The organism is Nocardia sp. NPDC003999, assembly GCF_053604885.1.
On the sequence record NZ_JBSGIB010000023.1, the window covers coordinates 67,625 to 89,998 of the forward strand.

Here is a 22,374-nt window from a genome sequence, read left to right on the forward strand (position 1 = left end):
ATCGAGGAGAAACCCTGTGAACTCCGTTCAGCCGGACTTGCTCACGCTCGCCGCCGACGCCGGGGACCTGCTGTTCCGGGAGGCCCGCACGGCGAACGCCTTCACCGACGAGCCGGTCACCGACGAGCAGATCCGCGCGATCTACGAGCTGGTCAAATACGGACCGACCTCGATGAATCAGCAACCGCTGCGGATCGTTCTGGTGCGCAGCGCCGAGGCCAGGGCCCGGCTGGTCACCCACATGATCGACAACAACAAGCCGAAGACGGCCGCCGCGCCGCTGTCGGCGATCCTCGCCGCCGACCTGAATTTCCACGAGCACCTGCCCACGGTGTTCCCGCACGCGCCGGAGGCCAAGGACTACTTCGCGGACGCCGACTACCGCGCGGAGTCCGCGCGCTTCAACGCCCTGATCCAGATCGGCTACTTCATCCTCGGCGTCCGTGCCGCCGGTCTGGCGGCGGGCCCGATGAACGGCTTCGACGGCGCGGGCCTGGACGAGGACTTCTTCCCCGGCGGCGAATACACCGGCCTCGTCGTGGTCAATATCGGCAAGCCCGGCCCGAACGCGTGGTTCCCGCGTTCGCCGCGACTGGCGTACGAGGAGGTGGTCAGCACGGTGTGATCGCGCCGAGCGAGTGACGAGGGCCGCTCGGCCGCACAGCGCACTCCCAGGTTTGCCCCAGCTTGCGGGCAGGCTGCCTTCCTAGCCTTCGAGCAGAGGTTCAGACGAAAGGAAGGCGAAATCATGGCGCTGATCACGAGCGTCCCGCCGGGCGTCGCGGCCGACGAGCGACTCGTCGGCGCCCATCGCGCACCGGCACGCCGGTCCCGGGCGGGTCGCGTGTTCTTCGGGCCCGCGACCCAACCGCGATGGGCGCGCCCGGCGTTGTTCACGCTGCTCGGCGCGACCGCGGTGCTGTATCTGTGGAATCTGACGATATCCGGTTGGGCGAACGAGTATTACGCCGCCGCGGCGCAGGCGGGCACGCAGAGCTGGAAGGCACTGCTGTTCGGCGCGCACGACGCGGGCAACGCGATCACGGTGGACAAGCCGCCCGCGGCGCTGTGGGTGATGGGGCTGTCGGGGCGGCTGTTCGGATTCGGCTCGTGGTCGCTGCTGGCGCCGCAAGCGTTGATGGGCGTCGGCTCGGTGGCCCTGCTGTACGCCGCAGTGCGGCGGTGGAGCGGGCCCGGCGCGGGCCTGCTGGCGGGTGCGGCGCTGGCGGCGACTCCCGTCGCCGCGTTGATGTTCCGCTTCGACAACCCGGACGCGCTGCTGACCCTGCTGTTGATCGCGGCGGCCTACTGCACGGTGCGGGCGATCGACTCGCACGACCCGCGCTGGCGTTCGGCGAGCACCGGCTGGCTCACGCTGGCCGGTGTCGCCATCGGTTTCGCGTTCCTGACCAAGATGATGCAGGCGTTCCTGGTCCTGCCCGCCCTGGGTTCGGTCTTCCTGGTCGTGGGCGCGGGCGGATTCTGGTCCCGCATCGGCAAATTGGTCACCGCGTGCGCGGCCATGGTGGTCGCGGGCGGCTGGTACGTGCTGCTGGTGGAGCTGTGGCCCGCGGATTCGCGCCCGTACATCGGCGGGTCGACCGACAACAGTCTGTGGGAGCTGGCGCTCGGCTACAACGGCATGGGCCGGTTGCTCGGCGGCAGCGGCAATCCGAGTGGAGGGGGCTCCGGCGGCCCCGGCGGGGGCGGGGGCATGGGCGGCGCGTTCGGCGGCGACACCGGCCTGGCCCGGCTGTTCAGCGGCAGCATGGCGACCGAAGTGTCGTGGCTGCTTCCGGTCGCGCTGATCGGCTTGGTCGCCGGGCTCTGGCTGAGTGGCCGCGCGCCACGCACCGATCGGCTGCGGGCGGGGATGATCCTCTGGGGCGGTTGGTCGCTCGGCACCGGCCTGGTCTTCAGCTACATGAGCGGCGTCATCCACCCGTATTACACGGTGGCCCTGGCGCCGGGCGTCGCCGGTGTCGCGGCGATCGCGGTGACGCATCTGTGGCGGCGGCGCGGGCACGTGGCGGCCAGGATCACCTCGGCACTGCTGTCGGCGGTCACCGGCGCCTGGGCCTTCGTGTTGCTGAACCGCACGCCGGACTGGCTGCCGTGGCTGCGCTGGACGGTAGTGGCCGCGACGGCGATCGCCGCGGTGGCGCTGCTGGTGGGCGCGCACCGGTCGCGCCGGATCGCCGTCGCGATCGCGGCGACGGCGTTGCTCGCCGGATTCGCCGGGTCGACGGCCTACGCGGTCGAAACGGTCACCCACGCGCACAGCGGCGGCATTCCTACCTCCGGGCCCGCGCAGGCGGGTTCCATGGGCGGGCCCGGTGCGGGCGGAGCCGGTGGTCCGGGCACGGGAGCGGACGACGGCCGCGCCGAGGCCGCCGACGGAGCGTCCGCGGCCGGCCGCGCGGCTCCTCCCGGCACAAGCCGGCCGACCGGAGACGCGGCTCCCCCCGGGAGCGAACTGCCCACCGGAGTCATGGCGGCCGACGGCGGCATGCCGACCGGTGACGGGGCTCCGGGCGGCGCTCCCGGCGGCGGTGGACCGGGCGGCAGCGCCGACAACGCCGAGCTGAACGCCCTGCTGAAGAACACCGACAGCCGGTGGTCGGCGGCGAGCATCGGCTCCGGCACCGCGTCGAGCCTGGAATTGCGCACCGGCACGTCGGTGATCGCGATCGGCGGCTTCAGCGGCGGCGACGACGCGCCGACGTTGGCTCGGTTCCAGCAGTACGTGGCCGATGGCGAGGTGCACTGGTTCATCGCGCAGGGGCAGGGCATGCGGCCCGGCTCCGGGGGCGAGAAGTCGGCCGCGGACGAGATCACCGAGTGGGTGAAGGCGCACTACACCGCGAAGACGGTCGGCAACGTCACGGTCTACGACCTGACCGCACCCACCAGCTGACGATTCCGATCCCCGCCGACGGAGTATCGCCGCGTCCCGCGACGCGGCGATACTCCGTTCGCGTGTCCGCGCCCGCGCGGCTCCCAGGAAATACCCAGCTTGCTCGCAGGTCGCTCCGTGTCTGCGGCGTAACCATGGGATCATGACCGGCACCGAACCCGAAGCCCGCGTCCTCATCGTGGACGACGAACCGATGATCATCGAACTGCTCGCCGTGAGCCTGCGGTTCCAGGGCTTCGAGGTGGCCACCGCGCTCAGCGGAACCGAGGCGCTGGACCGCGTGCGCACCTTCCGGCCGGACGCGCTCGTCGTCGACGTGATGATGCCGGGCATGGACGGTTTCGGGATGCTGCGGCGACTGCGCGCCGACGGGGTCGACGCCCCCGTGCTCTTCCTGACCGCGCGCGACGACGTCGACGACAAGCTCACCGGCCTCACCCTGGGCGCGGACGACTACGTGACCAAGCCGTTCAGCCTGGAGGAGGTCATCGCCAGGCTCCGAGTCATCTTGCGCCGCAGCGGAATACAGTCTCTACAGGAGAACGCCGGCCGGATGGCGGTCGGCGACCTGGTGCTCGACGACGACAGCCACGAGGTGTGGAAAGCGGGCGCGCCGGTGTCGCTGTCGCCGACCGAGTTCACCCTGCTGCGGTACTTCATGGTCAACGCGGGCAAGGTGCTGAGCAAGCCGAGGATCCTCGATCACGTCTGGCGCTACGACTTCGGCGGCGACGCGGGCGTGGTCGAGTCGTATGTGTCGTACTTGCGGCGCAAGATCGACACCACCGAACCGAAGCTGCTGCAAACGCTGCGTGGCGTGGGATACGTGCTGCGCGAACCGCAGGTGAGCCGGACGTGAGCGTACAGGCGAAACTCGCGCGGCGGGTATCGGCGGTCCCGCTGCGGATAGGGCTGGTGATCGTGCTGCTGCTGTTGACGGCGGCGGCGTTGTTCGCGTCGGGCGCTGCGGTGACCTCGGCGCTGAGCCGATCGCTCACCCAGCGCACCGACGAGCAGCTCTACGACGCGGCACGGCAGTGGGCGGAGCCGCGTCCGATGCGCCAAGTGACCACCGGCGACGGTCGCGTGCAATGGATTCCGGCCGACCTCCCGGCCCTGCCGGTGCAGCCGAGGTCGGCGGGCGAGCAGCCGCGCCGGTTCTTCGAACTGCGTACCGGCGCCGACGGGCAGGTGTATCAGGACCTGCCGGGCGCCAACAGCGCCGCGGGCAGCCCGGATCTCAGCGGCGCGAAAGCCCACACGCCGCAGACGGTGGGTTCCGCGGACGGTTCCTCGGTGCGCTGGCGTGTACTGACCACCACCAACCAGTACGGCTCGACCACCATCGGCCTGCCGCTCACCGACAACCAGGAGACGGTCTCACGGCTGATCTTCTTCGAGATCGGCACGGGGGCGGCGGCACTGCTGGCCCTCGGCGCCGTCGGCTACCTGGTCATCCGGCGAAGCCTGCGGCCCTTGCGCGAGGTGGAGCAGACCGCGGCGGCGATCGCAGGCGGCGACCTGCACCGGCGGGTCCCGGTGCGCGGCGTCGACACCGAGGTCGACCATCTGGCGCGGTCGTTGAACGAGATGCTCGCGCAGATCCAGCACGGCGTGGCCGCCATCGAGGCCTCGGAGGAAGCGGCCCGCCGCTCGGAGACGCGGATGCGCCGCTTCGTCGCGGACGCCAGCCACGAACTGCGCACGCCGCTGACCACGATCCGCGGTTTCGCCGAGCTGTACCGTCAGGGCGCCAGCAGCGACGCGGGGATGGTGGTCGGCCGGATCGAGGCCGAGGCCGAGCGGATGGGTCTGCTGGTCGAAGATCTGCTGTTGCTGGCGCGACTGGATGAGAAACGCCCGCTGGAGCGCAAACCCGTCGACCTGCTCGCCCTCGCCGGCGACGCCGTGCACAACGCCAGGGCCATCGCCGCCCGCCAGAAACCCTCGCCCGAGGCGCCGGATCGCCCGATCACACTGGCACTCGGCGACGGCGAGGGAACCATGGACGTCATCGGCGACGAGGCCCGCCTGCGCCAGGTACTGGGCAACCTGCTCGGCAACGCGCTGACCCACACCCCGCGGGAAACGCCGATCACGGTGCGGCTCACGGCCGCCCCCGACCGTGTCCGGGTCGACGTGATCGACGCGGGCCCCGGCCTGTCTCCCGAGGCCGCCGCCCGGGTGTTCGAACGCTTCTACCGCGCGGACGCCTCACGCACCCGCACCAGCGGCGGCGCCGGCCTCGGCCTGTCCATCGTCCAAGCCCTGGTGACGGCCCATGGCGGACGGGTGTCGGTCGACAGCGAACCGGGACGCGGTGCGACCTTCACCGTGGTGTTGCCTCGGGAACCCGCCGATACGCGCTCCGCAGGTGAGCGCATGCCACCGCAGTAGGCCGCCGCGAGAGAGGCTTCCGCGCCGAACCTCACCGCTCACCTGACGCAACCGTCGAATACCGGTCGGCTTCCCGTTGACGCGCGAGCAACCAGCGGCCGTGCTCTATCGGCATCGACGCCCCGGCTGGGAGCGCCCGGGTTCGGCGCGGTCCCGGCGACGCTCGTCCGGATCGAGTCGGCACAGCCCGCGCCTCACGACCCGCGCCGAAATGAATGCTGCTCGCGTCGAGAAATCTCGTCGGCGCAATCGCGCAAGTAACGCGGTGGGTCGCGCACCCGAGGGCACACCGCTCAGCGGGACGCGGGCCGGAAGATGTCGTCGAGCGGAGTTCCCGAGGTCGAGGTAGCGCCTTCTTCGGCGAACCACTCCCAGCGCATCACCCTGGCGAGCACCGGCGTCGGCATGCGAAGTAGCACCTTCGCGATGGCCGCGAAGCGGCTGGAGCCCTCGATGATCGACCGGTGGGCGGCCAGAGCCCTCTTGCGGCGGGCGGCTTGGGCGGAGACGTCGATCCGGTGGGTGATCGCCGAACGCGGACTGTAGAACGAGTCGAGCACCGATAAGTCGTAGTGGAAAAGTAGTCCCAGCCGCGTCAGCGAACGCACGAAGCGTGCGTAACCATCGCGGGGCAGGGTGGCATCCAGAACGCGCGCCACTTCGGCGAATTCGGCCGCGCGTTTGCCCACTTCGTGCACGCGGATGTGGTCGCGGTGGCCGTACCCTCCGTTGCGGTCGTAGCTGAGCAGGATCTCCGCGTTCTCCTCGCGCAGGATCGCGGCCAGCCGACGCGCCGCGTCCTCGGGGTCCGCGCGGGCGAATCGCATCCGGTCCGGCGGGTCGGCGTACAGCACCGGGCCGTGCCCGCTGTCGGCGTAGCCGAGGTGCGCTACGCGGTGCACGCCGAGGGCGGCGGCGCTCGCCTCCAACTCACCGAGCCGCAGCGCCTTCCGGCCGTCGAGATCGGCCATATGGCCGTCGGTGGCCACCACGATGACGGTCCGGTGCCCGGCGGCGGACAGTCCGGCCAGCGTCCCGCCGGTCAGCAGCGTCTCGTCGTCGGGGTGCGCGTGGAATGCCACAACGGTCGCCATCGCACCAGTGTGCCAAAGACATTCACAGCAGATCCCTGGCCAGCCTGGTCGCGCCGACGAGCATGTACCCGCCGGTCAGGGCGACCAGCGCGACCGCGGTCGGCCGGGGGACGTCGCCGCTCAGGACGCGCACCCCGCCGTGTGTCGTGTCGAGGATGTCCACCAGCAACGCCAGGCGCTGCCAGCGCGGCAGCTCCTCGGCGGGCGCGGTGAGATACCCGAGGCCGAGCGCGATCGCCCGCGCGCCGAAGATCCGGGTCATGTAGTCGAGTTCGGGCGTGGGCCGCACGCCGAGCGCCGTGGTCAGCGTCCGCGGGGCCACGAGCGCGGCCGAGCCCAGCGCGACCCGCCCGAGCGCCAAGCCGCGCAGCGCACCGGCCAGTGCGGAGCGGTTTCGCCGCCTGCTGTTCGTCACCATGCTCCGAGCCTCGCCCACAATGCCGATCAGGTCGATTACCAGCGAGGTAATCGACCTGATCGGCAGCGTGTCGAAGGACTCAGGGCAGCGGGACCCACTGGTTGAAGAACCAGAATCCGTGCGGGCTCGGCTGCGGGTCCTGGTGGTGCTGCTCGGGAACCGGGCCGCGGCCGTGGTCACGATCGTCGTGGCCAGGATCCGCGCTCGCGACGCCCGCGCCGACGCCGACCGCCGCCAGAGCGATGCCTCCGACGGCCGCGGCCTTCGCCACCTTGGACTTCAACGCCTTCATACTCGTTCTCCCTTGGTATCGGCCCGTGGGGCCATCGGCCGGACTTCGACCGCGAGAACGATCCTCGGCCCGGGATCTCGAGGGAGCCCGATACTGCGCTGGGAAATAGCTGGCAGCCGGATCGATATCGCCAGCGAATTCACAGCTTCGACAGCGTTCCCCGGCCGGGCTCGGGCGCGATGATGGTTCGGAACCCGGACCCGGCCGCCGGCGCCCTCGTCACGGCCTACTCTGAGATCTTCCGCCAGCCACCCCCAGGAGAGGACATCCGTGAAGCTTCTCGTCACCGGCGGCGCCGGCTACATCGGCGGCGTCGTCGCGCATCAACTCGTCGACGCGGGCCATGAAGTGGTGATTCTCGACGACCTGTCCACCGGCTTCCCGGCGAACCTTCCCCCGCGCGCGACGTTCCACGAGCTGTCGGTCCACCGCGTCGCCGATGTGCTCACCCCGGCGGCGGGCTTCGACGGCGTGCTGCACTTCGCCGCCAAGATCGAGGTCGCCGAATCGGTCGCGAATCCGGAGAAGTACTGGTGGAACAACATCGAAGGCTCGCTCGCCCTGTTGCGCGCCGTTCGCGCCGCGGGCACCCCGCGCCTGATCTTCTCCAGCACCGGGTCGATGTACACCGGCGACGGCAGCACACCCTTCGACGAAAGCGCCGAGGTGCGTCCGGCCAACCCGTACGCGGCGACCAAGGCGACGGTGGACCTGATGATCGCGGGCGAGTGCGGCGCGAGCGAACTCGGCGCGGCGTCGCTGCGCTACTTCAACGCCTCCGGCGCCGTCGTCTCCGGTGACACGCACCTGGGCGAGCGGCACGAGCCGGAGTCGCACCTGATCCCGATCCTGCTGCAAGCCGCTGCGGGACAACGTGATTCGTTCACCCTCTACGGCGCCGACTACCCGACGCCGGACGGCACCTGCATCCGCGACTATGTGCATGTGGCCGATCTGGCCGCCGCGCACCTGCTGGCGCTGGAGGCCATCCGTCCCGGCGAATACGAGGTGTACAACCTCGGCAACGGCAGCGGGTACTCCAACCGGCAGGTGCTCGACACGGTGCGCGAAGTCACCGGACGCGACTTCCCGGTCCACTACGGCCCGCGCAGGCCGGGTGACCCGGCCGTCTGCGTGGCCGCGAGCGGCAAAGCGGGGACCCGGCTCGGCTGGAAGCCACAGCGCCCCGACCTCGCCGACATCGTCTCCGACGCATGGGAGTTCCACCGGTCGGTGCACGGCGACTGATCGACCGGGAGAACGATCCAGCGAATCTCCGTGATTCCCGGGCAACCTTCGTCGGCGGGCCCGGGAAACACGAGTCGCTCAGAGGATGAGCAGGATCAGCGCCTTCTGCAAGGTGTCCACGATGCGGCCGATGGTGATCGCGATTTCGACGGTGCCCATGACAGGCCCCTTTCCTCGGACATGGCAAATCCTCGACACATCAATTCAAACGCGCGCGAACGGGATTCGCCAAGCTCGCGCGGGAACCCAGGTGGTCGAGGCGGCTTGATCCGCGTGTCCTCGCTCTTCGAATCATCTGTGTCGCGGCACCGGTCGCGACCGCGGGGCGGAACGTCGCCGCGCGCCAAACCTTTCGATCGACCGTCAGGAGCACCTGTGACATCGTCGCAACCGTTGGCCAGGAGACACTCGCACGACTGTTCTCGGCGGGCGGCGGATACGGTCGGGCGGGCCGCGGCGATGCTCGACATGCTCCCCGTCGTTCCCGACGCGGTACACGCTCGGCTCTCGGCACTCGCCGAGGACATCGCGTGCGAGCCGAACTGCGATCTCACCCGCGCTTTGCGCGATGTCGTGGTCCACCTCGCGGCGACAGCCGAGCTCGCCCACCGGCACCGCGTGACGGCGCTCGCGGACGAACTCGCCGAGATCATCGGCATCATCGAGGAATGCGGCCGGAACACGGCCCGATCGTTCGCGGCACCGTGGGATCCGGTCGGGGCGGCGCGCTATCGCGCCGAGATCCTGCGGCTCGCGGGTGACGCCGACGACGCGTTCCGCCGCTTGTTCGCACGGTGGTACTTCGACATCGACGATCTGGCGGCGATCGCCGGGATGCGGGATGTCGGCGACGAACTGGAGAACGTGATCAGAGCCTTCGAGTCGGTCGCCGACGCCGTGCTCGTGCAGCCGCCGAACGAGCTGTCCGGGTGACTCGGCCCCGCTACATCCCGACGACGTCGATGATCGGCGCCGGATAGTCCGCCGGATCGACGTTTTCCCGCCACGGTCGGTGAATGCGCGCACCGGGTAGATGCGCCAGCTCCGGAATCCAGCGCCGGACGTACGCGCCGTCCGGGTCGTAGCGCTGCGCCTGGCGCAGCGGATTGAGCACCCGGTTGGGCCTGGTGTCGGTCCCCGTACCCGCGACCCATTGCCAATTGAGCTGGTTGTTCGCCAGATCGCCGTCCACCAGCCAGCGCAGGAAGTGCTCCGCTCCGACCCGCCAGTCGACCAGCAGCGACTTGGTCAGGAAGCTGGCAGTGATCAGGCGTGCCCGGTTGTGCATCCAGCCTTCCGCGCGAAGCTGCCGCATGCCCGCGTCCACGACCGGGTGCCCCGTGCGCCCGTCCCGCCAGGCGTCGATCGCCTGCTGGTCGTCGCGCCAGCGGACCGAGCGGGGACGGTAGTCCGACCAGGCCGCGGACGGGCGGGCGGCCAGCAACTGGTGGTAGAAGTCGCGCCAAGCCAGCTGCCTGGCGAACGCGTGGCCGCCCTCGGTCGACATGTCGACCCGGTGCGCCAGTTCCACCGGCGACAAGCAGCCGAAATGGAGGTAGGGCGACAGCCGTGAGGTGGCGTCGGCGGCGAGGTCGTCGTTGTCGCGCGCGTAGTGTTCCACCGGCCCGGACAACCAGTCGCGCAGGATCTTCCGGCCCGTCGTCTCACCGCCCACCGTGAGCTGGGGCGACGTCGGGCCCGCGCACAGCTCGGCCGCATCCGGCAGCGGCAGGCCGAACACTCGCGGCACCGTGAGGTTGCGCGGCTTGTTCAGCGGCTTGCGCTGTGGCGCGTCGGACCAGCGCCGGAAATACGGGCTGAAGACCGCGAAGTGGTCGCGACCGGTGGCGGGCAGCAGCGTCTCCGGATCGGCGGCGGTGACGGTGGCGGGATGTGTGTGCAGCAGGCAGTCGCGGCGGGAGAGAAGCTCGCGCAGCGCGCGTTCCCGCCGGCGGCTGTAGCCGCTGACGTCGGCGGCGACGTGCACGCTCGCGGCGCGCACCTGCGCCGCCACGCGATCGACCTCCGCGGCCACGTCACCGCGGCGCACGACCAGGCCGCCGCCGATGGCGCGCAGTTCGTCGTCCAACTCGGCGAGGGCGGCGGCGAGGAACCTGGCTCGGTTGGGCGCGGCGAAGCGGCCGGAGAGGATGGCGTCGTCGAGCACGAACAGCGGCACCACCTCGGCGCCCTCCCGGTGCGCGGCGGTCAGCACCAGATTGTCTCGCACCCGCAGGTCGCGGGTGAACAAAGCGATCGTGACGGTCACCGCGCACGCTCCCGACATGCGGCACGAATGGTCATTCTCGAGCCTCCTTCGGACGGTGCGGTCGTGCTCGGCGCCCATGAGGGCCGCGCCGGGACGGCATCGGGCGGCTCAGCCATACCGCGCGACGCGACCCTCGCGAGCGCCGAACACGCCGGATCACCCCGCGCAGAGCGGGACGATGCGCGACTCACCGCCTGTCGTCGGTGAGGTCAGATACAGGCAGGTGTTCTGGCCCGCGGCGGTGATCGCCGCGCGGACCTGCTGCCACGCATCGGCCTCCAGCGACACCGCGCGAGCCAGGACGAATCCGGACGCCCGGCTCGGGTCGGTGACCACCGCCCACGAATAATCCGGGCCGAGCGCGGTGACGATGTAGTTGGTCGGCCCGTCCAAGGCGTCTTGGGTCGGCACGCTGGGGAAGCTGACGTGCAGTTGCGCCCCGGTCTCCCGATCGTTCACCACCGCGGTGCCGTTGATCTCGTTCTGCGTGTTCGCCCACGTGGTGCAGGTGTTGCGCACCGCGATATTGCCCTGCGGATCGAGCGCGTAGTTCGCTTGCGTGTCCCGCGCGCAGGCGAGGTTGAAGTACTGCGGGATGGCGGCGAGTTGACGCCACGTGCCCAGATATCGCTCCAGTTCGAGGCGCGGCACCGGCGCGGGCCCGGCGACCTGGCCGGGCTGCCCCGAGGCGCCGCCCGCCGCCAGCGCCGTGACGGACAGGGCCGACACCGCCGCGACGAGCAGGCGGGTGGACGTACGCAGCAGATTGCGACGGTGCACGCTAACTCCTCGGAAATCGGCGACGCGGTCCACACTAGCATAGAACGATGCATAATTGATGCAAACAGCTCTTCCCGGAGGACCGATGACACCGCGGACAGCGCCCCGGCTCACGGCGACAGCCCGTCGGCTCACGCGCGACCGCCCGGCCCGAGATCGAGGATGACGTGGCGCCGCCGCGCGGACCCGTCGACCGGCCGGGTGGAACGAATCCCGTCGGCGGCGGGCAGAATAGTGCGATGCCCGCCGGTCCCGTCCCCGTGTCCGACGCGGCCGGATACACGGTGCGCGCGGTCGCCGAACGCCTCGGTATCCCGACCGCGACGCTGCGCAGCTGGAACCGCCGCTACGACATCGGCCCGCCGCAGCACCGCCCTGGCAAGCACCGCCTGTACACCGAGGCCGACATCGCCATGCTCGAGCGGATGCTGACCCTGATCCGCGGGGGCGCGAGCCCGGCGGGCGCGGCCGCCGCGGTGCGCGGGCCAGCGCCCACCCTCGGGCGCCGCGAATCGTTGCTGGAGGCGGCCTTCGCGTTGGACACCACCGCGGTCTCCGATCGAATCGAAGCGCATGTCCGCGCGTTCGGCGTGGTGGACACCTGGGATCTGCTGTGCCGACCGGCTTTCGCCGACATCGTCGACCGTCAGCTCAGCGGTGAGGGCTGCATCGATGTGGAGCACTTGCTGTCCTGGTGCGTGATCTCGGTGCTGCACCGGACGAACCCGCCGTCCGCGCCCGTCGGCACGACGCCGGTGGTACTCGCCTGCACCAGCGGGGAAACGCATTCGCTTCCGCTGGAGGTGCTGCGCGCGGCCCTCGCCGAACGCGGCGTGGGGGCGCGGATGCTCGGCGCCGACGTGCCCGCCGCCGCGCTCGCCGACACCTTGGCCCGGTTCGAAAACCCCGCCGCCGTGCTGCTGTGGTCGCAGCAGGAGTCCACCGCGCTGACCTCCGCGGTACGCGCGTGCCTCGGCGCGGGGGCCCGAGTCCTGGTCGGCGGCCCCGGCTGGGAGGCGGTCTTCCTCCCCGACGGCGTGGAACGTGTCGACAGTCTGCTCGACGCCGCCGACCTGCTCGCCTGAGGCGTCGAGATACGCCGGAACGGAACACTCGCCGCGGATCGTTCTCCGGCGCAGATCATGTGGGACCCGATCGACGACTGACGGCACCGATCCTTCTCCCACTATTCGATGCAAAATTGATGCACTACCGAGAGGCGTACCGCTGTCGCAGCGCCACAGTAGGAAGACGGGCGATGATCGAGCGCACGCCACCGCCATCCCAGCTCTCGCCAACCGTCGGCAGCGATGCGCCGTAACACGATTCGGCCCTCGCCTACGCAACGTCTCGCGTCGACCGCGGCCACCGACCGGACGCGACTCGCCCATGAACGACTTCCCGCCGGACCCAGAACCGCCTCAGGCGTCCCCTCGGTGTCGCCGAGGTCAGTCCGCGGACCTGCCGAGCAAGTGCCGCAGCGCCGGTTCCAGGGCCGGGGTACGGAACGGGTGACCGGCTTCGGTCAGTCGCGCGGGCACGACACGCTGGCTGGCCGAAGCCACTTCCCGGTTGCCTTCGCGCCCGAGTAGCAGCGCCGGACCGAACCCGGGTACCGGAAACAGTGCGGGCCGATGCAACACACCCGCGAGGACCTTGGTGTACTCCGCGTTCCGAACAGGCTGCGGTGCAACCGCATTGACCGCGCCAGACAAGCCGGTGTCCCAGAGCGCCCGATGGTAGACGTCGATCAGGTCATCGATCCCGATCCACGACAGCCACTGTCGACCGTCACCGATGCGCCCGCCGAGCCCGGCCGTGAACAACGGGCGCAACAGCCGCAGCGTGCCGCCGCGCGGGGACTGCACGATTCCGGTGCGCACGCGCACCACCCGCACCCCCGCCTCCGCGGCGGGCGCCGTCGCGGCCTCCCATCCTTCGACCACGTCGGCGAGAAAGCCCGCACCGCGCGCCGACTGCTCGGTCAGCGCCTCGTCGCCCCGGTCGGCGCCGTAGTAGCCGATCGCGGAAGCGCTCACGAACACCGGCACCGCCGCCCGGGCCGCCACTTCGGCGAGTGCGCGGGTCGGTCCGATCCGGCTGTCGGCGATGGCTCGCTTGTGTCCCTCGGTGAACCGGCCCGCGATGGAAGCACCGGCCAGATGCACCACCGCGTCCACGCCGTCGAGCAGATCCGGCGCGGGATCGGCGGTGACCCACTGTCTTTCGTCCGCGGCGCGGGGTGGATGCCGGACCAGCCGCACCACGCGATGACCGCCGGCGGACAGGAACGCGGCCAGTGCCGAACCGACCGTGCCGGATGCTCCGGTCACCGCGACGGTCTTCGACACGAGCCCCGCCCCCGCCGCCCGCGCGTGGGCCGCGAGATCGTCGGCGAGCTGCCGGTGACGGTAGGCGAACATGGGGCGCAGCACCGCAGCGGGCACTGGCGCGTCCACCCTGTCCACCACCCGGGTGCGCGTCTCGTCGACGACCTCGAAATCGTGGGTGTGCCGCCACGGCAGCAGCCCGGCGGGCAGCGACCCGATTCCGTCGACGGTCACCGCGTCGACGAATCGGCGCGGCGGGTCGTACTCACGAGGATCGTGCCGGGCCACCCAGCGCAGTCCGCCGGGCAGTCCGAGCACCGCCCGCCCGTCGCGGAGCGAGTCCGATTCGGCGCGGGGCGACACCGGCTGCCAGGGCGGCGCCAGGCGGGTCATGGCGCCGGGGCGCGCGTGCCAGGCGAAAACCTCGGACCGGGGTAGATCGATGACGCTCGCGTACTCGATACCCATGACCCGACTGTAACCCGAAATCGCCCAGACGCAGCGTTTCCGCATCGTTTTAGCCAAACATCCCGAAAAACCGCAGGAAACTACCCGCGACAAATTGGTCCGATGCAATCCATCTGGCTCGATAGATTCGCGAGCGGCACAGGCCCCGGTGGATCAGTCCATCGAGTTCCCTTGTCGCGCGGAGGCGACCGGCGCGGACACACCGGATCACGACGCCAAAACTAGAACTTGTTCTACCATATGTCGAGTCCGGCTCACGTCGACGGAGGTTCTGCCATGCCGCTGGATCACTCGAGCGCAGCGCTGCTGACGGCCGTCGAGGCGTCGCCGCTCGCGGTCGCCGCGCACGACAAGTCCGCGTGGGTCGGCCTGTTCGCCCCGGACGCGGAGGTCAACGACCCGGTGGGCTCGCGCCCGCACGTCGGCCGCGCCGCCATCGAACGCTTCTACGACACCTTCATCGGGCCGAACACCATCGCGTTCCGGGTCGAGCGCGACCTGGTCCATCCGCCGACGGTGCTGCGCGACCTCACCATCGTCACCACGATGTCGACCGGCGCCACCGTCTCGGTCCCGATGCATCTGCGCTACCGGCTGGTGGAACAGGACGGCGTCTGGAAGATCGCCTACCTGGCCGCGCACTGGGAGCTGGCGGGCATGATCTGGCAGCTGTTGCGCACCGGGCTGCCCGGCCTCGCCGCCGCGTTGAAGCTCGGACCGCAATTGATCGTCAACCAAGGCGTCGGCGGGGCGCTGGGCATGCTGCGGGCGCTCGGCGGCGTGGGTCGTCGCGGAAAGCGTTCTACTACAAAGCTTTTCGCCGCCGCGGCGAGCACCGACCTCAGCGCCGTGCGCGAGCTGCTCGGGCAGCGGGTCGACATCGAACTGCCCGCGGGCACACCGGTGTCGGTGGAGGAGTTCACGAATCGAGCGCGCAACATGCGCTGGAGCAAGGTGATCGCCGCCGGACGCACCGTCACGGCGAGTGTGCGGCTCGGCGCGATACCGGGAGTCGCGGTCGTGGAGTTCGCGACCGATGGCGACGGCATCACGAGTCTGCGGTTCTATCTCGATTCCGTCTGATCCGGGCTCACGTCATCCGCCGGTTTCGAACGGCACCGATGCCGCCGGTAGCCGGACGGCCGGTGCCGCCCGGCTACCCGTCACCAGTCGATCAGGACGCGAGTCGCACGGCTGGGACGTGCTCCTCGGCGCGGACCGGCGGCTCGATCGAGGCAGGCGGTGCGGGGTGCTCGGTCCAGCCGGGCGGGCCGAAGACGTACCCGAGCCGCCCGCGCCAGGTGCTCGCGCCGCGCACGTCGCGGATCAGCGCCGCCAGTTCGTGGTAGTTGACCTTCAGCGGATTGTCGGTGCCGATGTTCTTGGTGAGGCCGTAGCGGACCGGTTCGGACTCGGCGGCGAAGCTGCCGAACATGCGATCCCAGATGATCAGGATGCCGCCGTAATTCTTGTCGATGTAGGGCTTGTTCGACCCGTGATGCACGCGGTGGTGCGACGGGGTGTTGAACAGGAATTCGATCGGGCGCGGCAGCGTCTGGACCCGCTGGGTGTGGATCGGGAACTGGTAGAGCAGCCCGATGCCCTGCAACAGGAAGATCATCCAGGCCGGGAAGCCCAGCAGCGCCGCGGGCACCCACGCCAGTCCACGCAGGATGTTGGGGATCGGATGCAGCCAGGAGAGGCGCAGCGCGGTGGAGAGGTTGAAGTGCTCGCTGGAGTGGTGCACGTTGTGCGCGGTCCACATCAGCCGGACCCGGTGATCGGCGCGGTGCGCCCAGTAGTAGCAGAGATCCGTCACGATCAAGCCGAGCACCCAGACCCACCACGATCGCGGCGACAGGTGCAGCGGCGTGATCGCCGCGGCGACGACGACCGCCGAGAACGGCACCAGATGCTGCATCAGCGGCTTGACCAGCCTGCCCAGCGTGAACGTCGTCACGTTGGATGCGGTGTCGCTGGCCGATCCGCCGTTGCCGGATCGGTCGGGATCACGGCGGTAGGCGATCCACTCGACCAGCATGAGCGCCGCGAATGCTGGGATGGCGTAGGTCAGCAACTCGAACTCCACACGGCCCATGGGTACTCCTTCTTCGTCTGCCGTCGATCCCCGACGCTACGGCCTCGGGCCTGGGAAGACATCGCGCCGACGAGGGACTTCGCGTCCCCCGCACGGGGGACGCGGGCGCGTCCGCACCCGGGCAGAGTTGTCGTCCGTGCGGCGTCTTCGGACGGGGCCCGATCATTAGGATCACCCTCAGGGCTCGGCACCGGAACCGAATGGAGGCGGTGACGAACTGGTGGACGTGAGCAGGTCGCTGGCTCGCCAGTCGGTGGTGGTCGCCGTGGTGGCCGCCGCCATCGACGCGGTGGTGCTCGGTCTGTGCGGCGTGTTCGCGGTGGCGCCGTGGCAGACGGTCGCCGCCGTGACGGCGATCGTTGCCGCCGATCTCGCCCTGGCCGCGCCGCCCCGGACGGCGGGCGTGGTCGCGGCGGTGCAAGTGCTCGTCCGGCTCCTGGCCGCGCTGCTGCTGTACCGGCACGGATTCCCGGTGCGATTCGCCGACGTCGGGTTCCTGGTGGCGGGATATCGCGCGGGGGCATGGCTCGCCGGGCCGACCTCCGTGCTCACCATGCTGCTGCTGTGCGCGGGAGTCGCGGGAGCGCACCTGTTCACCGACAGCGCCGCGGCGCACGACTGGCGGCTGTTGCTCGCCGCGACCGTCTCCGCGGGCTGCGTACCGTGGCTGGTCGGCCGCTACACGGCGGCGCGCGGCGCCTACATCGCCGATCTGGAGCAGCGCGCCCGATTGCGGCAGCAGGAGCACCGGACGGCCGTGGAGCGCGCGGTCACCGATGAGCGGGCCGCCATCGCCCGCGACCTGCACGACGTGATCTCGCATCACGTCAGCGCGATCGGCATCCACGCGGGCGCGGCGCGGCTGGCCCTCGGCGGCACGGCGAGCGAGGCCGCCGCCCGGTCGCTGTCCGCGGTGGAGTCCAGCAGCCGGGCCGCGATGGTCGATCTGCGCCGCCAGCTCGACCTGCTGCACGGCCACGAGGACGAGGGGCAGCGCCAGCCGGGACTGGCCGACATCGACGGGCTGATCGAGCACGTCCGCGCGGCCGGGCTGGACGTCGAGACAAGCGTGCGCGGCGAGGCGGTGGAACTGCCGGACTCGCTGAACATCACGCTGTACCGCATCGTGCAGGAGATGCTGACCAACGCGCTGCGGCACGGAGACGGTACGCACGCGCGACTGGAGGTGGAGTACCTGCCCAAGCGGGTGGTGCTGCGCGCGACCAATCCCCTCGCCCCCGAACCGGTCACCGCGGACACCTCGGTACCGCGTGGCCTCAACGGAATCCGCCGCCGCGCCGAGCTGTTCGACGGCGACCTGGACTACGGCCGCGACGCCACGCACTGGCACACCACGGTGTCGGTGCCGATCGGAGGATCGTGAACCTGCCCATCCGCGTCCTGATCGCCGACGACCACAGCGTGTTCCGTTCCGGCCTGCGCGCCGTCGTCGACAGTCAGCCGGATCTGGATTGCGTCGCCGAGGTGAGCGACGGCCGCGCCGCGATCAGCGAGACCGCCCGGGTACGACCGGATGTCGCGATCCTCGACGTCCGGATGCCGAAACTGGACGGGCTCGCCGCCACCGCCGCGATCGTGGCCGCGGGCGGCACGCACGTCCTGGTGCTCACCACCTACGACAGCGAAGCCAACCTGTATCGCGCACTGCAGGCGGGCGCCAGCGGGTTCCTGCTGAAGAGCCTGCCGCCGGAAGAACTGGTCACGGCCATCCGGATCGCGGCGCGCGGAGACGCGCTGATCGATCCGTCGATGACCCGCCGTCTGGTCTCCCGCTTCGCGACCACGCTCGCACCGCCGCGCACCCCACCGGAGGTCGATCAGCTCACCGCCCGCGAACTGGAGGTGCTGCTGTTGCTCGCCGACGCGCGCAGCAATGCCGAGATAGCCGCTCAGCTCGGCGTCGGCGAGGAGACGGTGAAGACCCACGTCTCCCGCATCCTGGCCAAACTCGGTGTCCGCGATCGCATCCACGCCGTGGTCTACGCCCATCAGCACGGTCTGGTGTCGCCGGAATCGGCGCGCTCCGACTGACCCGGTATACCGACCGTGGCCTGGACCTCGACGAATCGTCGCACCCTTCGGCACGAGCGTCGTTCATGAACCGTGTCGACCGGGCCCTACGCTCCCGCGCCGCGAGCCGGGAGTCCGTCGACACCCCCGCCGAAACCACGATTGCTCCGGCGGCGACAAGCGAGCGCAGCGGCTCGGTTGTCGCCGCCGGACGACTCACGCGCCGGTCGGCGGCTCCCCGACTGTCGTCGTCGGGTCGATGAGGCCGAAGACCTCACCCTGCGGCCCCTGGACGAGGCCCATGCGGCCGAAGGGACTGTCGTCGGGTCCGGACATGACGGTGGCGCCGAGATCGCGCGCCTTGGCGAGCGCGTCATCGGTGTTGCCGACCTGGAACCAGGCCAGCCAATACGACGGGTTGTCGCCGGGCATCTTCGTCGAGTCGTTGATGCCGCCGACGGCGTCCCCGCCCTGCGGCAAGCTGAAGGTGGAGTAGACGAAATTCTCGCCGTCGCCGATTTCGGAGTACTGCCAGCCGAACACATCGGCGTAGAACTCCTGGGCCTTCTTGTAGTCGCTGGTGTGCAGTTCGTTCCAGCAGTAGGCGCCGTGCTCGTTGTATACCCCCGCGCCGCTGTGGGCCTTGGCCTCCCAGATCCCGAAGACCGCGCCGGTGGGGTCGGCGCCGACGACCATGCGGCCGACATCGAGTACGTCGAACGGTTGCATCATCAGCGAACCGCCCGCGGCGTTCACCTTCTCCGCGATGGCGTCGGCGCTGTCGGCGGCGAGGTAGGTGGTCCACACCGACGGCATCGGCATGCCTTCCGGCTTGGGTCCGATGCCCGCGGCCGCGCGGCCGTTGCGCATCGCCATCAGGTATCCCCCCGCCTCGGGCGGGCTGTCCTGGATCTCCCAGCCGAAGAGTGCGCCGTAGAATTCGCGGGCGCGCGCCGGGTCGTCGACCTGGCAGTCGACCCAGCACGGTGTTCCCTGCGGCCAGCTTCCGTCATGAGTGGGCATTGCGGGTGCCTCCTGATACGGGTTGCCGAATGTGCGGCCGAGACAGCCGGCACACGGCTAGTCAACCATCAGCATTCCGTTGGAGTGGGCCGATTCAGCCGACACTCCGGTCCTGTTCGCGAGCCTGAGACCAGGCGAAAGACCCCCTACACAGATCAGTCCCCGGTAGTCTCGTCGTTTCCGTGATCCTCAGTCGTCGCTGAGTCTCCGGTTTTGCGACTGGCTTGCCGGGGGCCTAGCCGGATCCTGGGTCGGTGTCTTCACTGCCTACCGACGTCTCAGCTGACAGTGCGCTCACCTACCGGTGCTCCGGTGTAATGACTAGTTTCCTCCACATTTTCCGCTAGTCAAGAGGGTCGGCAGCGCAATTCTCCGAGCCGGGCGCGCCCGTCTTCGCCGCGCCACAGGCATCCTTCAGCAAATCGATCTCGACGTGTACGCTCGGTATCCGAACCATGCGATTGTGACTGAGGTCACACCCGTCGTCCGACTGCACCCGCCTGCTGGGCGGGCCGTCCCGTTGGAGTTTCCATGGCGCTCGTTCCCCCTCCAGTTCCTACGCGGGAAGGCGTGCGCGAGCACACCTGCCGCAACCGCCCCGCCGTGGACCCCGGATCCGTCACTTCGGAGACATGATGAGCGCACCGAACCGATTCGACGAGTTGCAGCATCGCGTCGCGGACCTCGCACCGGTCTTTCGCGAGCCGCTGGACTCGCCCTACGAGATCTCGAACGCGTTGTTCGCCGCCCTCCGACACGTTCTGCACGACGTGGGCGGCCAGCCGGACACTCCGGTCGAGTACCGGGACAAGGAGGAAGAGGCCTGGGAGATGAGCACGTACGTCACCTGCGAATGCCTCGGCTGGCGCGGCGTATGGAACTCCGAGGAACGCAGGCGAGCGGAGAACGACCTCGGCGCGACGCTGTACTTCGGTCTCCCCTACTACGCGCGCTGGGCGACCGTCGCGGCGAAGACATTGGTCGCCAAGGGATTGATCACCCCCGACGAACTGTCGGCCAAGCTGGACGAAGTACGCGCACGAATGGAGGCGCGCACATGAGCAGGAGATACCGGATCGGCGACCGTGTGCGCGTCCGCGACGCCACGTCGATGTTCCACACCCGCACCCAGGCCTACACCCGCGGGCACATAGGTGTCGTCGTCGAGTACCGGCCGGAGTGGATCATCCCGGAGGACGAGGCATGGGGACGGGACGACGGTCGCGTCGAGCCGTTCTACGTCGTGCGATTCCGCCAGAAGGATTTATGGCCCAAATACACCGGCTTCGACGTCGACACCCTGGAGACGGAGGTCTCCGAGCGCTGGCTCGAGCCCGCGGAGGAGGATGCCCAGTGAGCCGGACCCACGATCACGACGCGCACGCGCCGATCCGGACCAGCGAGGAGATCAGCGAATTCGAGGTGCTCGAGACGGCGGTGCGGGAACTCGCCATCGAGAAGGGGCTCTTCTCCCAGGAAGACCACCGCAGGTTCGCGGAGTGGGCCGAATCGGTGGGTCCGCACGGCGGATCGAAGCTGGTCGCCAAGGCGTGGACCGACCCCGAGTTCAAGGCCCGCCTGCTCGCCGACGGCACCGAGACGTGCAAGGAGATCGGCATCGACTGGCGCGATCCGACCGGATCGGGGACGCCGAGCGACTACACCTACTTCTACGTGCTGGAGAACACGCCCGAGGTGCACAACGTCATCGTGTGCACGCTGTGCTCGTGCTATCCGCGACCGGTGCTCGGGATGTCCCCGGACTGGTATCGCACGCCCAACTACCGTCGCCGCCTGGTGCGCTGGCCCCGGGAAGTGCTCGCCGAATTCGGCTTGCACTTCCCGCCCGACGTCGAGATCCGCGTGCACGACTCCAACCAGAAGTCGCGGTTCATGGTGATGCCGATGCGCCCCGAGGGCACCGAGGGCTGGACCGAGGAACAGCTGGCGGCCATCGTCACCCGGGACACGATGATCGGCGTGGCGCTGCCCCAGGCCGACTGGACCGCACAGCAGCCACCGAACCGAGTCGAAGCCGCCGCCGAGAAGGAGGGACGCCCGTGACGAGCGGTCCGTACGAAGTCCTGCTGGAGACCTTGGACCCCGCGTCGCACCGGGAGACCTCGCTGCTCGAGCTCGACGGCAAAGCCGACCCGTGGGAGTCCAGCATGCAGGCCACGTGCGAATGCCTCTCGTGGCGCGGCGCGTTAGACAACCTGGAACGCCGCCACGCCGAGGACACACTGGGCGAGACGATCTATCGCGACTTCCCGGTACGCACCCGATCGGTCGTCGTCACGGCGCACACCCTGATGGATCGCGGCGTGATCAGCCCGAACGAATTACGCGCCCGCATGGACGCCGTCCGGGAGCGATTCCACCGGCAGTAGCCCCGCGCGCACCGCGGCCCGACCCGAACGGCCCGGAGCCTCGCCGGTTCCGGGCCGTTCCGGCTCGGAACGACAGCGATGCCGAGGTGCTGCCAGATCAACGCAAAACGGCTCCGGAACCATGTTCCGGAGCCGTTTTCCCTTAGTAGCGGGGACAGGATTTGAACCTGCGACCTCTGGGTTATGAGCCCAGCGAGCTACCGAGCTGCTCCACCCCGCGTCGGTGAACACAACATTACACATGGGTTCGCAGAGTCTGCAAATCGCCAGCTCAGAGGCGGTTTCGACGAGGTGAACAGACCGCACGACAGGAACATCCGCCCGCCACCGAACTCCGGAACCATGCCGCAGCAATCACGATGCCGCACATTTCCACACCGCGCCCTCAAGATTCACCACCGAAAACGCACTTCAAACGTGACCTACTTCACCATTTCAGGGTGATCTCACTCACATAACGATGCGATAACTTCGCACGGAATCAGCGTGTTGACGACGTTTCCCACCTGGTAAAACTCGCATATTCGAGTTATTCGAATCATGCAATTCCGGCGTTATCAAGATGTGATCTGCTGAGAATTCTTCGTTACCGTCACTCCACGGCCCGGATCATCCGAGA

The 22,374-nt window shown here is 69.6% G+C and carries 22 protein-coding genes and 1 tRNA gene; 14 read left to right on the forward strand and 9 right to left on the reverse strand.

The annotated features are described in order from the left end of the window. The first annotated feature begins 16 nt into the window (after positions 1-16). The 4 genes from ACWESM_RS31065 to ACWESM_RS31080 all read left to right on the forward strand — a co-directional run bounded on the left by ACWESM_RS31065 (position 17) and on the right by ACWESM_RS31080 (position 5,314). Positions 17-625 carry a malonic semialdehyde reductase gene (locus ACWESM_RS31065; protein ID WP_356960851.1) on the forward strand — a complete coding sequence of 203 codons (609 nt, stop codon included), beginning with the start codon at positions 17-19 and terminating at the stop codon, positions 623-625. Positions 626-748: 123 nt separating this feature from the next. Beyond that, entirely contained in the window at positions 749-2,917 is a 2,169-nt protein-coding gene (locus tag ACWESM_RS31070; protein WP_452494801.1) for an ArnT family glycosyltransferase, read from the forward strand. Between the two features lie 142 nt (positions 2,918-3,059). Continuing rightward, positions 3,060-3,776, forward strand: a complete 717-nt coding sequence (locus ACWESM_RS31075; protein ID WP_452494803.1) for a response regulator transcription factor — start codon at positions 3,060-3,062, stop codon at positions 3,774-3,776. Then, a complete protein-coding gene (locus tag ACWESM_RS31080) occupies positions 3,773-5,314 on the forward strand; it encodes a sensor histidine kinase (RefSeq protein WP_452494805.1) in 1,542 nt (513 codons plus the stop codon). The genes ACWESM_RS31075 and ACWESM_RS31080 overlap by 4 nt, the downstream gene beginning before the upstream one ends. A 293-nt stretch (positions 5,315-5,607) precedes the next feature. Here the strand turns inward: ACWESM_RS31080 and ACWESM_RS31085 are convergent, their stop codons facing one another. The 3 genes from ACWESM_RS31085 to ACWESM_RS31095 form a co-directional block, all read right to left on the reverse strand. Next, complete coding sequence (locus tag ACWESM_RS31085; RefSeq protein ID WP_364431437.1) at positions 5,608-6,408, reverse strand: PIG-L deacetylase family protein; 801 nt, start codon at positions 6,406-6,408, stop codon at positions 5,608-5,610. A gap of 22 nt (positions 6,409-6,430) precedes the next feature. Next, a complete protein-coding gene (locus ACWESM_RS31090; protein ID WP_452494807.1) occupies positions 6,431-6,826 on the reverse strand; it encodes a hypothetical protein in 396 nt (131 codons plus the stop codon). 79 nt (positions 6,827-6,905) lie between these two features. Further along, positions 6,906-7,109, reverse strand: a complete 204-nt coding sequence (locus tag ACWESM_RS31095) for a hypothetical protein (RefSeq protein WP_379253377.1) — start codon at positions 7,107-7,109, stop codon at positions 6,906-6,908. Positions 7,110-7,388: 279 nt separating this feature from the next. Between ACWESM_RS31095 and galE the strand changes: the two genes are divergently transcribed. After that, entirely contained in the window at positions 7,389-8,366 is a 978-nt protein-coding gene (galE, locus tag ACWESM_RS31100) for a UDP-glucose 4-epimerase GalE (protein WP_452494809.1), read from the forward strand. Positions 8,367-8,741: 375 nt separating this feature from the next. After that, positions 8,742-9,299, forward strand: a complete 558-nt coding sequence (locus ACWESM_RS31105) for a hypothetical protein (protein ID WP_452494811.1) — start codon at positions 8,742-8,744, stop codon at positions 9,297-9,299. Positions 9,300-9,309: 10 nt separating this feature from the next. Here the strand turns inward: ACWESM_RS31105 and ACWESM_RS31110 are convergent, their stop codons facing one another. Both ACWESM_RS31110 and ACWESM_RS31115 read right to left on the reverse strand, forming a co-directional pair. Continuing rightward, complete coding sequence (locus ACWESM_RS31110; RefSeq protein ID WP_452494813.1) at positions 9,310-10,635, reverse strand: cryptochrome/photolyase family protein; 1,326 nt, start codon at positions 10,633-10,635, stop codon at positions 9,310-9,312. Positions 10,636-10,791: 156 nt separating this feature from the next. After that, positions 10,792-11,415, reverse strand: a complete 624-nt coding sequence (locus tag ACWESM_RS31115) for a lipocalin family protein (RefSeq protein ID WP_397276777.1) — start codon at positions 11,413-11,415, stop codon at positions 10,792-10,794. A gap of 239 nt (positions 11,416-11,654) precedes the next feature. On the opposite strand from ACWESM_RS31115, the gene ACWESM_RS31120 reads away from it, so the two are divergent. Next, positions 11,655-12,500 carry a MerR family transcriptional regulator gene (locus ACWESM_RS31120; RefSeq protein ID WP_355079869.1) on the forward strand — a complete coding sequence of 282 codons (846 nt, stop codon included), beginning with the start codon at positions 11,655-11,657 and terminating at the stop codon, positions 12,498-12,500. Positions 12,501-12,863: 363 nt separating this feature from the next. Here the strand turns inward: ACWESM_RS31120 and ACWESM_RS31125 are convergent, their stop codons facing one another. Beyond that, positions 12,864-14,213: a TIGR01777 family oxidoreductase gene (locus tag ACWESM_RS31125; RefSeq protein WP_452494816.1), complete on the reverse strand. Its 1,350-nt coding sequence runs from the start codon at positions 14,211-14,213 to the stop codon at positions 12,864-12,866. A gap of 276 nt (positions 14,214-14,489) precedes the next feature. Here ACWESM_RS31125 and ACWESM_RS31130 point away from each other — a divergent pair, with 276 nt between their 5' ends. Further along, positions 14,490-15,296, forward strand: a complete 807-nt coding sequence (locus ACWESM_RS31130; protein ID WP_452494818.1) for a nuclear transport factor 2 family protein — start codon at positions 14,490-14,492, stop codon at positions 15,294-15,296. Between the two features lie 91 nt (positions 15,297-15,387). On the opposite strand, the gene ACWESM_RS31135 is transcribed toward ACWESM_RS31130, so the two are convergent. After that, positions 15,388-16,311 carry a sterol desaturase family protein gene (locus ACWESM_RS31135; RefSeq protein WP_355079874.1) on the reverse strand — a complete coding sequence of 308 codons (924 nt, stop codon included), beginning with the start codon at positions 16,309-16,311 and terminating at the stop codon, positions 15,388-15,390. 220 nt (positions 16,312-16,531) lie between these two features. Here ACWESM_RS31135 and ACWESM_RS31140 point away from each other — a divergent pair, with 220 nt between their 5' ends. Together ACWESM_RS31140 and ACWESM_RS31145 are read left to right on the forward strand one after the other, a co-directional pair. After that, positions 16,532-17,695, forward strand: a complete 1,164-nt coding sequence (locus ACWESM_RS31140) for a sensor histidine kinase (RefSeq protein WP_356960830.1) — start codon at positions 16,532-16,534, stop codon at positions 17,693-17,695. 2 nt (positions 17,696-17,697) lie between these two features. Then, a complete protein-coding gene (locus tag ACWESM_RS31145; protein ID WP_452494834.1) occupies positions 17,698-18,363 on the forward strand; it encodes a response regulator in 666 nt (221 codons plus the stop codon). 195 nt (positions 18,364-18,558) lie between these two features. On the opposite strand, the gene ACWESM_RS31150 is transcribed toward ACWESM_RS31145, so the two are convergent. Next, the gene (locus ACWESM_RS31150; RefSeq protein ID WP_355079880.1) at positions 18,559-19,365 is read right to left on the reverse strand and encodes a VOC family protein; all 807 of its coding nucleotides are present in this window, start codon (positions 19,363-19,365) and stop codon (positions 18,559-18,561) included. Positions 19,366-20,000: 635 nt separating this feature from the next. On the opposite strand from ACWESM_RS31150, the gene ACWESM_RS31155 reads away from it, so the two are divergent. Genes ACWESM_RS31155 through ACWESM_RS31170 form a run of 4 tightly spaced genes read left to right on the forward strand, consistent with a single transcriptional unit; the run spans position 20,001 to position 21,755 of the window. Beyond that, entirely contained in the window at positions 20,001-20,426 is a 426-nt protein-coding gene (locus ACWESM_RS31155) for a hypothetical protein (RefSeq protein ID WP_452494820.1), read from the forward strand. Next, positions 20,423-20,722 (forward strand): SH3-like domain-containing protein, encoded by a 300-nt coding sequence (locus ACWESM_RS31160; protein WP_356960827.1) that lies wholly within the window; start codon positions 20,423-20,425, stop codon positions 20,720-20,722. Before ACWESM_RS31155 ends, ACWESM_RS31160 begins: the two co-directional genes overlap by 4 nt. Continuing rightward, the gene (scnC, locus tag ACWESM_RS31165) at positions 20,719-21,429 is read left to right on the forward strand and encodes a thiocyanate hydrolase subunit gamma (RefSeq protein ID WP_355079885.1); all 711 of its coding nucleotides are present in this window, start codon (positions 20,719-20,721) and stop codon (positions 21,427-21,429) included. The genes ACWESM_RS31160 and scnC overlap by 4 nt, the downstream gene beginning before the upstream one ends. Next, positions 21,426-21,755, forward strand: coding sequence for a ScnB (locus ACWESM_RS31170; RefSeq protein WP_364431403.1), 330 nt, complete (start codon positions 21,426-21,428; stop codon positions 21,753-21,755). Before scnC ends, ACWESM_RS31170 begins: the two co-directional genes overlap by 4 nt. Before the next feature lie 146 nt (positions 21,756-21,901). On the opposite strand, the gene ACWESM_RS31175 is transcribed toward ACWESM_RS31170, so the two are convergent. Then, positions 21,902-21,975, reverse strand: a tRNA-Met gene (locus tag ACWESM_RS31175). Positions 21,976-22,374: the final 399 nt, after the last annotated feature.

What these genes read in the sequence shown, in the direction of transcription:
- ACWESM_RS31070 (WP_452494801.1), top strand. Translation starts at nt 749, where the DNA reads ATGGCGCTGATCACGAGCGTCCCGCCGGGCGTCGCGGCCGACGAGCGA.
- ACWESM_RS31075 (WP_452494803.1), top strand. Translation starts at nt 3,060, where the DNA reads ATGACCGGCACCGAACCCGAAGCCCGCGTCCTCATCGTGGACGACGAA.
- ACWESM_RS31085 (WP_364431437.1), bottom strand. Translation starts at nt 6,408, where the DNA reads ATGGCGACCGTTGTGGCATTCCACGCGCACCCCGACGACGAGACGCTG.
- ACWESM_RS31090 (WP_452494807.1), bottom strand. Translation starts at nt 6,826, where the DNA reads ATGGTGACGAACAGCAGGCGGCGAAACCGCTCCGCACTGGCCGGTGCG.
- ACWESM_RS31120 (WP_355079869.1), top strand. Translation starts at nt 11,655, where the DNA reads ATGCCCGCCGGTCCCGTCCCCGTGTCCGACGCGGCCGGATACACGGTG.
- ACWESM_RS31125 (WP_452494816.1), bottom strand. Translation starts at nt 14,213, where the DNA reads ATGGGTATCGAGTACGCGAGCGTCATCGATCTACCCCGGTCCGAGGTT.
- ACWESM_RS31130 (WP_452494818.1), top strand. Translation starts at nt 14,490, where the DNA reads ATGCCGCTGGATCACTCGAGCGCAGCGCTGCTGACGGCCGTCGAGGCG.
- ACWESM_RS31135 (WP_355079874.1), bottom strand. Translation starts at nt 16,311, where the DNA reads ATGGGCCGTGTGGAGTTCGAGTTGCTGACCTACGCCATCCCAGCATTC.
- ACWESM_RS31150 (WP_355079880.1), bottom strand. Translation starts at nt 19,365, where the DNA reads ATGCCCACTCATGACGGAAGCTGGCCGCAGGGAACACCGTGCTGGGTC.
- ACWESM_RS31155 (WP_452494820.1), top strand. Translation starts at nt 20,001, where the DNA reads ATGAGCGCACCGAACCGATTCGACGAGTTGCAGCATCGCGTCGCGGAC.
- ACWESM_RS31160 (WP_356960827.1), top strand. Translation starts at nt 20,423, where the DNA reads ATGAGCAGGAGATACCGGATCGGCGACCGTGTGCGCGTCCGCGACGCC.